The organism is Arcicella aquatica (assembly GCF_034928825.1).
In the GTDB taxonomy this organism is placed as follows: domain Bacteria; phylum Bacteroidota; class Bacteroidia; order Cytophagales; family Spirosomataceae; genus Arcicella; species Arcicella aquatica.
This window is the reverse complement of sequence record NZ_JAYFUL010000007.1, coordinates 138,500-150,938: the sequence shown is the minus strand read 5'-3', so window position 1 is coordinate 150,938 and position 12,439 is coordinate 138,500. Positions and strand designations below refer to the sequence as shown.

Annotated in this window: 8 protein-coding genes; 4 read left to right on the top strand and 4 right to left on the bottom strand. The window is 34.8% G+C overall.

Features of this window, described 5'->3' with window-relative positions:
* Window positions 1–618: 618 nt before the first annotated feature.
* On the bottom strand, window positions 619–1,413 hold the full coding sequence (locus VB264_RS06710) for a winged helix-turn-helix domain-containing protein (protein WP_323247854.1): 795 nt from the start codon (window positions 1,411–1,413) through the stop codon (window positions 619–621).
* Between the two features lie 305 nt (window positions 1,414–1,718).
* On the opposite strand from VB264_RS06710, the gene VB264_RS06705 reads away from it, so the two are divergent.
* Both VB264_RS06705 and VB264_RS06700 read left to right on the top strand, forming a co-directional pair.
* Window positions 1,719–2,774, top strand: coding sequence for a ligand-binding sensor domain-containing protein (locus VB264_RS06705; protein WP_323247853.1), 1,056 nt, complete (start codon window positions 1,719–1,721; stop codon window positions 2,772–2,774).
* A 61-nt stretch (window positions 2,775–2,835) separates the two neighbouring features.
* Window positions 2,836–3,486, top strand: a complete 651-nt coding sequence (locus VB264_RS06700; RefSeq protein ID WP_323247851.1) for a YceI family protein — start codon at window positions 2,836–2,838, stop codon at window positions 3,484–3,486.
* 275 nt (window positions 3,487–3,761) lie between these two features.
* Here VB264_RS06700 and VB264_RS06695 read toward each other — a convergent pair whose 3' ends face one another.
* The 3 genes from VB264_RS06695 to priA form a co-directional block, all read right to left on the bottom strand.
* Window positions 3,762–5,534 (bottom strand): GmrSD restriction endonuclease domain-containing protein, encoded by a 1,773-nt coding sequence (locus VB264_RS06695; RefSeq protein ID WP_323247850.1) that lies wholly within the window; start codon window positions 5,532–5,534, stop codon window positions 3,762–3,764.
* Between the two features lie 159 nt (window positions 5,535–5,693).
* Window positions 5,694–6,629, bottom strand: coding sequence for a hypothetical protein (locus VB264_RS06690; RefSeq protein ID WP_323247848.1), 936 nt, complete (start codon window positions 6,627–6,629; stop codon window positions 5,694–5,696).
* A gap of 319 nt (window positions 6,630–6,948) precedes the next feature.
* The gene (gene priA / locus VB264_RS06685) at window positions 6,949–9,459 is read right to left on the bottom strand and encodes a replication restart helicase PriA (RefSeq protein WP_323247846.1); all 2,511 of its coding nucleotides are present in this window, start codon (window positions 9,457–9,459) and stop codon (window positions 6,949–6,951) included.
* Between the two features lie 191 nt (window positions 9,460–9,650).
* Between priA and VB264_RS06680 the strand changes: the two genes are divergently transcribed.
* Both VB264_RS06680 and VB264_RS06675 read left to right on the top strand, forming a co-directional pair.
* Complete coding sequence (locus VB264_RS06680) at window positions 9,651–10,304, top strand: LysE family translocator (RefSeq protein WP_323247845.1); 654 nt, start codon at window positions 9,651–9,653, stop codon at window positions 10,302–10,304.
* Between the two features lie 93 nt (window positions 10,305–10,397).
* Window positions 10,398–12,392: a DUF3857 domain-containing protein gene (locus tag VB264_RS06675; RefSeq protein WP_323247843.1), complete on the top strand. Its 1,995-nt coding sequence runs from the start codon at window positions 10,398–10,400 to the stop codon at window positions 12,390–12,392.
* Window positions 12,393–12,439 lie beyond the last annotated feature (47 nt).

Here is a 12,439-nt window from a genome sequence, read left to right as displayed (position 1 = left end):
TATGATTTGGTCTTAATACAATAATAGTTAACTTGTAAATATATACACATTTACGGTTTTTCTTAAAAGTAAAGAATAAATATAAATAAACCAATTCGTACTTTTGGCTACTTCTCTTCTATAGGCTGTAGCACACAGAACACGGATGAGAGAAATATTCACTCAGTATTAAAAATACTTAAACTATATAATTATTATGAAGGTCTATATGAAGTATTTACTTTGGGGGTTTGCTATTTGTGTATTTTTAAGAATTTCTTTGGGACTGTATTTTAATAATTCTAAAGCCGATACAATCCTAAATCAACTGAGTTGGGTATATGTTATTCTTTTTTTGGTTGGAGTAGTGTCTATACGTGGTTATTATTATTTTCTTAATAAGAAAAACATTAAATAGTTGGTCTTTTTGTGAATAATAAAGTCATCCTTTTCCGTGGTCTGTCTGTTAAAGACCACGGAAAAGGTATTCCTAAATTACTTTTATAGATATAAATGTATCCAGTACGAAAAAGTCTTCTTCACGTTGTATTAGTAGCAATTTTGCGACTAACCCTACTATTCCTACTCCTAAATCACTTCCATTAATAGCTAGTAAGTCTAAAATTCCCCCAACACATCCTAAGAGCTGATGTTAAGCTTATATCCTTTGCCACGGATATTAAGAATTTTAACCTCTGGGTCAAATTCCAATTTTTTTCTAAGTTTTGATATAAACATATCCAGACTACGCCCCACAATAACACCTTCATCTTCCCATATCTCTTTTTGCAGTCGGCTTCTCTCTATAGTCTCGTTGGGAGACAATGCAAAAATGAGCAATACACGGGTTTCTGTTCCGGTAAGGTCTATTGTCTTTCCATTTATCATAAGCTTACGATTCTTAGCATCGAACAACACCGAACCTAAAGTTAACATGTCAGTATTCTGACCGTCAGGAAATGTTCTCCGAGGCTTAGCAGATTTCAAAAAAATAAAACCAACAAGTGCTAAAAAGGGCAAACCGCCTAGCAGAAATTCATTCTTAACTGTATTTATGCTCGACGATTTAAATTTAATGTTGATCATGTAACTTGCTCTGGGTTGCTTTCTTCCTCTACAAGCTACAATGTCATCTTTTTTATTTTTGGATATAGCATATCCATAGGCTACACTGGAGTTACTACTGTTCAGAACTTTGACAACATAATCATCTGCGAGCGGGTCTTTAGCTAACAAACGCTGGGTAGTATTTACCAAGGAGTCCGTTTGGAAAGTTAGATCATTTTCAAAGCTGATTTGATATTCATTTTCTGCAATCTTTTTTATCGGAAGCACCCTTGACGTACTGTCGCCCGACTGTAAAAGTAGTTCATGTCCGATTCTGCGGAGCAAAATTTCCCTTCTTGCGATAGCAAAGTCGTCACTATCAGTCATATTGAAAGCAAGGCAGATTGCAGAAGTAAACAAAAGCAGTATCAATCCAAAGAGGTACTTGCCTTTCCAAGACAGGAGATGTCGGCTATCAAGCATAGTGTCATTTTTTTATTTACAAAGTTTACATTTTTATTTACAATCCAAATCTCTCAATCCGAAAAATATCCAAGTAGATTCGCTGAACCAATTTTGATGGGATATGAAAATAAAAAAAATCTTAGTGTTTACTAAAAAATGAAATAAGGGAGCCGCATTGACTGCTATTAGAACCGTGCCGCTGTCACCAATATTAAAACAAATAAATTATGAAATACATACACATATACGCTTTGATGTTAATCTCTGTTTTTTACGCCTCTTGTGGACAAAAGCAAAATGAACCACATAAAGATAATATCAATTACGACATCAAAGACACAGTCACTACCTACGGGCCTAACAGAATGGTTCGTAATGTAAAACAAGACCGAAATGGCACTATTCTGATTGCTGCATCATTTGCTGGTGTTTTTCGATATGATGGAAAATCATTCACTAATCTCGCAAGTAAAATAGGTTCGCGCAGATACTGGAATGTTCTGGAAGATCGACATGGAAACCTTTGGGTCGCTACTTCTGATTCAGGTGTTTATCATTACAATCCCAAGCGGGAATCCTTTCAACATTTTACAACTAGAGAGGGACTTGTCAATAATGGGGTCTTATCTATTTATGAAGATAGAGCCGGTAATATTTGGTTCGGCACCGGAGGTGGAGCAAGCCGTTACGATGGGAAATCATTTCAAAATTTTACAACGAAAGATGGACTTTCTAATAATGGCATTCATACTATCCTTGAAGACAGAACTGGGAAATTATGGCTTGGCACAGGTGGCGATGCTTGTTTTTATGATGGAAAAGCATTTACTGTTTTCAGAAATAAAGATGGTAAGGCATTTTACAATGTTTGGTCGATAATAGAAGATAGAAAAGGTAATATTTGGTTCGGTGCGTCGATAATCGAAGATAAAAAAGGCGATACGTTGGTGATTTCTAATAGTCTTTGGCGGTATGACGGCAATAGCTTTACTAAGGTAACGAAAAGGAGTGCTTCTGCCATCATCGAAGATAAAAAAGGAAACATCTGGACTACTGGTCCAGTAAATCCTAATGGGGTTGGGGACTGGACACTTTCCCGTTATGATCAAAAGTCTCTGTACAATAAAAACCCCGCTGTAACCGAGATAATGTCGTTAAATAAAATGCTTTGTGGAATTTTGGAAGCTAACGATGGCAGTATATGGTTTGGCTCTATGAACGGAGTGTATCGTTATGACGGCAAGACCATCACCGACTTTAGAAGGAAAGAGTATCAGCAATAATCTGTATTGCTGATTTTAAAATCATTTGTCAATTATTATTAATCAATATAATTACTATAGTATGAACAACAAGATATCAATCACTTACTTAATTTTAATAATTGCACCTTGGTTCTTCGGTTGCCGTGGAACTGTAAAAGAGGAAAACGAAAATGCATCGGCAAGCTCCGTATCCTTGCATGTTGGGAATGATAAATACATCATGATAGATACGAAGGAAAGTGTTTTGACATGGAAAGGTTCTAATCTAAATGGTTTAAACACTCAAACAGGGTACGTATATATATCAAAAGGAGAATTGATGGTTGAAAACGGTCAACTTATGGGTGGTACAGTTGAAATCGACATGAATACAATTGAAGATAAAAACCATGGGAGTGATAATAACCTTGTTAATCACTTAAAAGATCCTGATTTTTTTGAGGTTAAAAAATTCCCCTTTGCTACAATCGTAATTACCAAGGTTGCATCAATAAATGATGAGAATAAAAACGTTACAGGGAATCTAACGATTAAAGGTATCACACACCCAGTTACTTTCCCAGCCAAAATGGAAGTTAAGGACGGAATTGTCAGAGCGAATGGCAAGCTGGTCATTGATAGAACTCTATGGGATGTCCGATATAAATCAGCAAAGTTCTATGATAATTTAGCTAACCAAACTATGTCGGATTCGATTGAATTCCATATTAATATCGTAGCAAAAAAATAAATATCTCTTCTGTTTTAGAAGATAGAAAAGGAATCTTTGGGTTCGCTTCTAATGGTTCAGGGATTCTTTATTTCTGTAGGAAATCCCCACTAGTTCAAGTGTTAAGCAAAGCGTCTCTTGGACTAAGATAAGATTTCAGTTTGAAACTGAAATCAGGAAAAGCCACAATCCAAGCTTTAATCAGTATATGTCTTATACTTAGCAGTCGGAGACTGCAATTTTATTTGTCGTTTTAAGTCGAAAAAGACTTAGACCAGCAAGAGTTTCTTATTTTATTAGAATAATTTGAATATTTCCTTTTGTTTTGATCCAATAACTTCTACACAACTAGCTCCATCACGTTGATATAATTTTTCTTCAAAATACACTGGCTCTGTACCCGAAGAAACTGTTATCATTAATACTGTATGTGCGTGGTAAGTTATTGGTGTAATGTCTTTTGTAATTCTTATTTTTAAAGAAGAGTCAAGATTAGATGAACTAATTCGTCCTGTAATAAAGCTTATATATTGGTCGAGATTAACTCCTTTTATTTTTGCTTCTCTTTCAAGCCCAACAACACCAAAGTCGTGATATCTTGGGACATTTGTTAAGTCGTCCAATTTCTCAATTTGAATAGTGTCTGTTTCTTTGTCTGTAACACCAATGAATAAAAAGCCAACCTTGTCTTTGCCTAGGTTTGCTAAAGCTGAAATATTACAAAGAATTTTGTTAAAGCTATTTTCATCAAATTCACGAATACTGGGATTCAGCGTATAAAAACCTTGTTTGAAATCATAAATAGCAGCTTCTGTTTTTGATTTCATTAGGTATGCTTGAAAGTCAATAACATAAGAAGTTGTGCTTCTAAATGTTGAATCTGTTTTTTTGAAATGGTCTTGAATTAATCCTTTGCAAATATTTATGTTATTTCTTCTATCGTCTGTAGTTGTGTAATTCCTAGACCTAACAAGTTTTGAATGGATATTTTTTAAACTTGCTTTGATTTTTTTGTAATCAAATGCTGCTTTGTTTTCTTTAATCATCAATTCATAGTAAGCCATATATAATGTATAAAAAGCTTCTTTAACTGGATTACCACCTGCTTTTGGATTTAAAATTGTCTTTAGTCTTTCACTTTCAAAATGAAAGTCAATCAAATTGAATATTTCTGAAAAAACTACAAGTATTTCTCTTCTTACGTTTTTTTCACCCACCGCATTAATTTTAACATCAATATCATTAGATTTATCATCATTCCCACTACCATAATAATTGTCAAAAGCTACTCTGCTTGAAGGAAAAGGAACACCTAATGCACAAGACAAAATTATATCGGCAATAAGTTGTTCGTCTTCACTTTCTTTGAGGTCAGATACATTCAACACTCCGTGCCTACACCAAAACGTATCTTCTGCATTGATACCATATTGATGTTTTGAAAGTTTTGAATCAATGCTTATTTCAGGCATTTCTTGAAGTAGCAATATTTCTCTAGAAGCGTCACCTCGAATTTCAGATGCAATTTCTCTAACAAGTAAAGAAAATTTTGAAACATTACCAGCTTGTCTAACTTCTTGTGGTGAAAGCTTTCGACCAGTTGAGTTTATTCTTCTAAAGGTTTCGTTTATTTCGTCTGAGCTTCCAGTCTTAAAAATTGTAACTGGAAATGGATATTGGATAAATGCAGAAACTTGCTCTTGGGTCAAAAAATCTACATCTGTTTTAGGAAAAATAATGCCTTTTGACACTTGAGATTGAGCAAAAGTATAATCAGGTATGTTAAAATATTTGTCCGAATTGCCAATAAAAACAGGAAAGTGGTTTTCAATAAATCCAAATATTGCATTCAACCTTTGCATACCGTCAATAATTTCATACTTGTCGTTTTGAGAAGCAAGAAGAACTAACGGAATTGGATATTGAAGCAAAATGGATTCAACCAAATCCTTTTTTTCTTGTTGACTCCAAACAAGCTTTCTTTGGTAACGTCTATTAATATATAATTTGTTATTTCTGTAAGCTTCATAAGCTTCCATTATTGTCATACCTCTTGGTGATTCTATCATATTTATTCACTTTCTAATTATTATTGTAGGTCGTCCTAACATTAACGCTAATGGAAGGATATTTACGAAGGACTTGAATTTGAAATACTAAAGTTCACATCTGGCACCTAGCTTTTAATGAAATTGCCAGTTATATTTTCCTATTAGGCATCTTATTTATTAATTTCGAAAAGAAGGATGAATAAATGGTGCAATCGCTACAAGAAACCATTTTGTACCATCTTGTTCAGAAAATGAACTATATATGGAATCAAACGTGCAACGTGCAACGAAATCATCATGCCTCCAGTAAAGTTTCATAACTTTATAGTCAGAATCAAAAATTACATTATTTTGAATCCATTTTTGCGTCCCAACACTTGTATACATAAATTGATCTTGCGCAGTAAAATAGATTTCTTCGAGTCCTTCTTTCTTTCTCCATGTTGACCCAATTAGCTTCTCTGGTAACTCTGATTTGCTTTGTATACTCAAAGATATTGAAGAATTTTCTGAGTAACTGCTTGTGTTGGATAATCTTTTCATTGTACGAACTTCATTTAATAATTCTTGAAGTAATCCAACTTCAATATTGCCGTTCAAAGAAGCCTCGTTTGCTTTTGTTTGTAATGTTAACTTATTAACTATAGAGTAATTAGACGTGTTATCAGTAAGGGTAGCGGTAATAATTTTGGACAAATTTGTAATAGCTTCCTTTAATGCGCTTGGCTGTAAGCGATGCGAGTACTCGTAGGTATAATATTGATTTAGATCAAAATTAAATTCAGTCAAATCATCTTTTATAAAAACAATTTTTTTATCTGCACGCATAGCCCAACCTAGCTCAAGATGAACGTTTGGATTGTGGGCTGATATATCACATAATATGATGTCTGATTTTTCAATTTTTGACCAAATGCCTATTCCTACAAGTCTTGAAGAATAATCGTCATCATCGCGCAATACTTTTAGCTTCGCTTCTCTGATTGCCGGTGTAATAAATCCATTATAAACTTCATTCCAGTGTTCGTTATCGTAATAATACTTTTCTAGGTCTTGTTTACGTACCGAGAAAGGCATTATAACAAAGCAAGTAAGAGTATTTACATTATTCATATTTATAAATTATGATAAGTCAAACGTCTTTTTTTTAGATTTTATTCTAAAATTGTGTACAACTAGCTAATATGCGAAAACTTTGTAATCCTTTTTGTATTGGTAAAATGATATGATAATTTTCCCTTCAACTTATAATTTTTCCTCGGAATCACCAAGTCAAAATTCAATTCATTTTCAAAAATTTATTATATGGTAAAAGTATCAAATTTCCCCCAGTTCAAGTATTAACCAAAACATAACTTGGACTAAGATAAAATAAACTGAAATAAGGAAAGTCCTAAGCCACAGGCTTGAACCAGAGGTAAGATGCCAATCCCTACCCACAATCCACATCCACCACAATCCCCACTCCCTTAAAATCTTTAGACAATTCTATATTTTGTACTTGCTCAGCAATAAAGGTTTTTGCTCCTTTTAGGTTGATAGCCTTTTCTAATTTTATCAGAATCTCAAATAAATACTGATTGCGTACTCTTTCAACTAATGGCTTTTCGGGACCTAAAACTCTTTGTGTGCCTAGTTTTTCGATTAGCTGTAAAGCCAATGCTTTGGCTGCTTTTTCAGCGTTAGGTTGGTCGATATGCTTTAATGTAATCTTGATGATGCGCGTAAACGGTGGATATTGAAAATCTTCCCGCTCTTTAATTTCATCTTGATATAAGCCTTCATAATCGTTTTCGATGATTTGTTTGAGTATCTTTTGTGTTGGATTATTCGTCTGAATCAATACTTTTCCTTGCGTTCCTCTTCGTCCTGCTCGCCCTGCTACTTGTGTTAACATTTGGAAGGCTCTTTCAGAGGAACGAAAGTCGGGGAAATGAATCATTCTGTCGGCATCAAAAACACAGACAAGACTAACCTTTTCAAAGTCAAGACCTTTAGATACCATTTGTGTGCCTACCAATATATCTACTTCTCCACTTTCTACTTCATTAATTAGTGTCTGGAATGCCGTTTTTGTACGGGTCGTATCCAAATCCATGCGGGCAATTTTGGCAGTTGGAAAAAATAATTGTAATTCCTCCTCTAGCTTTTCTGTGCCATAGCCTCTGGTTTTCAATTTAGCAGAACCACAAGCCTGACAAGTCTTCGACATTGGTTCGCGGTGTCCACAATAGTGGCAACGTAATTCTTGATTACTGTAATGATAGGTTAGGCTAACATCACAATTAGGACACGCCACAATGGTATCACAATCTTCGCACTGAATATAAGGCGAATATCCACGACGATTCTGAAATAATATGGTTTGTTGTTTCTTTTCAAAATTTAACCCCATCGTATCCAACATCATGTTAGAAAAATCGCCTTTCGTCAGCTTCTGTTTACGGGCAGTTTTGATGTCAATCAGTTCAATGTCTGGCAATTGAGTATTACCAAAACGCTCTTTCATTTCTACAAAACCATAACGCGCTATTTTAGCATTATAAAAACTTTCGATAGAGGGCGTAGCAGAACCCAACAGCACTTTAGCTTTTTGTCGGTGAGCTATCACCACCGCCACGTCTCTGGCATGATAGCGAGGAGCAGGGTCAAATTGTTTATAGGATGTCTCATGTTCTTCATCTACAATGATAAGTCCTAAATTATCAAAAGGCAGAAATACGGCTGAACGTACACCCACGATAAATTGAAACTTCCCAGATACTACTCCTTTCCATACCTCAACACGTTCATTATCTGAAAAACGAGAATGATAAATGCCCATTTTATCGCCAAATACTTTTCTGAGTCGCACCACAATTTGGGTAGTCAAAGCAATTTCTGGTAATAAATACAATACCTGCGAACCACTTTCTAATACCTGTTCTATCAGTTTGATATAAACTTCCGTCTTGCCACTACCCGTGATACCATGCAAAAGGGTAGTGTCTTTTTCCTGAAAACTCTGCATGATTTCTGTAAAGGCACTTTCTTGTGCTGAAGACAAAATAGGAGTAGGGGCTTCTACAAAATCAAGGTCTTCCTCGAAGCGACTAACAATTACTTCAAATTGCTCAAGGATACCATTTTTCAAAAGAGTACTCAGCGAGCTTTCCGAGACATTGGCTTTGGTCAAAGCGCTTTTCTCTAGTCCCTTTTTATTTAGTTCTGGAGTACGTAGTACAGGAACATATTTTAAATAATTCAGAATGACATCCAACTGCTTTGGTGTTTTTTCCAATTCACCAATGAGCGCTGTTAGATAGCTACTATCTTCATAAAAGGCATTGAGCCTGATTTTTTTTAGAATTTTAGGGGAATATTTTTCACGTACTTCTTCAAAAACAATAATTGCTTTTTTCTGAATTAAAGACTTGATGATATGATAAACATTTTTGACTTCAGCAAAACGGGCGAGTTCGTCATAATTTAAGGATTGATGTTTTTTGAGTTCGTCAATGATTTCTACTTCACGTTCAGTTAATAATTCAGGCGTGTCAAATGACGGATTAAACTGCACTTTCGACAAGCTAGAAATCTTTAAACCCGAGGGCAAAGCGATGTTCATCACTTCTCCTACAGTGCACATATAATAGTCGGCTATCCAATAAAATAGTTCTATTTGCTTAGTATTTACCAAAGGGGCGTCGTCTAATACTTCTAAAATATACTTGGCATGATATTTTTCTGGAGGTTTATTATGAATGCGAGCAATAATAGCAGTTACTACTTTGGTTTTGCCAAATTGCACTATTACTCTAAGCCCAGTAGTGATACTGGCAGCATATTCACGTGGCACGCGATATGTAAAAGTATTAGGTACTGCTACGGGAACAATTACATCGGCAAAAAGGGTGATTTCTTCTGTATAGGATGATACTTGATTATTTTCTGAGGATTGCATTTGCTTGATTGATGCCTTCTTGTTATTCAAACAGGAATAAAATGGATGCTAATATTAAGCTCGGTGTTGCCGATATTATATGCAATTTACGTGAAATAATGTTTTGGTAATACAGCCGACAAACCCTAAGTAAAGAAATATAGTAGTTTTGTTTAATAACAATTTATATAATCTAAACGTATTACTGTCTCATGAAAGCACTTATTATTTTCTCCATCACTACTATCATTAGTTTTTTAGGTTCTTTTCACCCCGGCCCTTTGAATATGTCGGTGATTCAAGCTACCCTCAGAAAAAGCCTAATAGCAGGTCTATGGATGACTGTCGGAGGTGTGCTTCCTGAAATAATTTATGGATATTTAGCCGTAGAGGGCTTAAAAGTATTTGATAAATACCCGCAGGTTTTTGAAATTATGCAGTGGGCTATATTACCCGTTTTGCTATTGATAGGGTGGAAGTATTTAAAACCAAAGCAAATGCAGGAAGAGCTTTCTAAGTCTGAAGAAATAAATGTAGATATCGAAGGAACTTCTTATTGGGGTGATTTTATTAAAGGATTTTTATTGTCATTTCTTAATCCTCAATTAATGGCTTTCTGGTTAGTTATCTTAATCAATTATCAAAACTATGAATACTTAAAAATTGAGTTTTTATTTGATAAAATTGCTTTTGTGTTAGGTGCAAGTACAGGTGCTTTAATACTAAATTATTTATGTGCTTTGGTTGCCATTAAGAAGAAGGGAGCGATTTTTCAATATTTATCGCAGAATATGTTTGATAAGATTATGGGGTGGACTTTTTTTTTAATTGCTTTTGTTCAAGTGATAAAATTGTTGGTATTTTAATAAAAAAAAAGTTTCATAATATTTTTTGAGAGTTTTAATATTATGAGTAACTATGCTATAGTTTATTAAGCCACGAACAAATTTAACTCTTACATGTCACCTATTTTTACACTTCACAAGTGTATCCTATCCATCGCTTGTGCTCTACTAAGTTTTTGTATTAATGCCCAAACACCAGCTACCCCAATCACCTTTGGGAGTATCGATTTGAAAGATCTTCAGATGAAGACTTACGAAAAAGATACGTCCGCTGAAGCCGTTGTACTGTGTGACTATGGAGAATATTCCTATTACTTTGGGAATGATTTGCCCAAAGTACATTACAAAAGACATATCCGAATTAAAATCTTAAAAAAGGCTGGCTTTGGTTTTGCAAGCCAAAAAATTCCTTTTTATATATCTTCTGATGGAAACAAATCAGAAGATGTAAGCAAACTAAAAGCTATTACTTGGAACCTTGAAAATGGCTCTCTGGTGAGCTATACTATGTCTGAGGAGGATTTTTTTGAAGAGAAAGGAAGTGGTAATACTTACTATAAAAAATTTACGTTTCCACAGGTTCGTGAAGGCTCTGTGCTAGAATTCAGTTATGAATTAGAATCTGGTTTTTGGTATGATCTACGCTCATGGAATTTTCAGACAAATATTCCTACAGTCTGGAGCGAATTGCGAGCTGAGATTCCTGCTTATTTTGATTTCAAAATAACATTGCTAAGCTTTATCCCCCTAAACGTAAAGGAAACAAAACAAGATTCCCGCAATTTTATCCGTAGTAATATTCGTGATCCTTATTTTTCATACAGGTTTGCTTTGGCAGATGCGCCATCATTAAAAATAGAACCTTATGTTACAACAATTGAAAATTATCGGTCTAAGATTTCTTTTGAGTTAGCCTCTACTTTTTTCCCTAATCAAGGTAAAATAGATTATTCTCAGACTTGGGAGACACTTAATGAAACACTTTTAACGAATGACAATTTCGGAAAGCAAATCAAGAAATATGATGAGGCCCAAAAGATAGCTGAGATCTTAAAAAGCCAAACCAAGGATTCATTGTCGTTATTAACAGCCGCTTATCAATATATCCAAAATTCGATGCAGTGGGATGGTGACAATAGGGTATTCACGTCAGGGACTAATCTTAATAAAGTAGCAGAGAAAAAAATAGGTAACTCGGCTGAGATTAATTTGATGTTGGTAAGATTGCTCAGAGAGTGCGGTTTTGAGGCTAATCCTGTTATTTTAAGTACACGTGAAAATGGCTTCCCTACAGATTTAGTGTTATTAGATCGGTTTGATTTTACAATTGCTCATGTGGTACTAAACGGGAAAGATTTGTTATTGGATGCTACTAGTAAACTTACCAAAGTTGGACAATTACCCTTACGTTGTTTGAATGATAAAGGGAGGTTGATTGTTAGGAAAAATAGTCGTTGGATACCAATTCCTGCACCACAAACAAGTAGAAAGGTTGTTTTAATGGAAATGGATATTCTGCCTGACCAGCAACTCAAAGGGAATGTTGATATATCGTACTTAGGGCATGATGCTATCTATTTCAAATCGGCGGTGCTTGCAAAAGGGAAAGATGCTTATTTAGTCGATTATAAAAAGAATAAACCTAATTATGATTTTAGTAAAATAGCGATAACGGGTGTTGACTCCGCTGAAACGATGCCTCTGTTAAAACTAACAGCTACCGTGAATGAAGCCTATTCGATAGCTGGCGACCGCATCTACCTGTCACCTATGATTGGAATGGGCGAAGATACCAATCCTTTTAAAACGCCTAATAGAAGCTACCCAGTGGAGTTTGGAATACCTCAAGAAGAAACATTTAGTGCACTTTATAAACTTCCAGCAGATTATGCAGTAGAAGAATTACCTAAATCAGAGAGTGTCGCTTTGCCAAATAATGGAGGACGCTTTGACTTTAGATTGACAGTATTGGAAGGGGGCTTTAAAATAGATAGTAAAATAGCCTTGAAAAAGCCCATATATTCTAGTGAAGAATATGGAGCGTTAAGAGAGTTTTACAATAGAATTGTTTTTAAGCATGCAGAAAAGATTATTTTGAAGAAAAAGTAAAGGATTATTCTTACCGCTATTTAAACTACTACAAACAAATATATCCA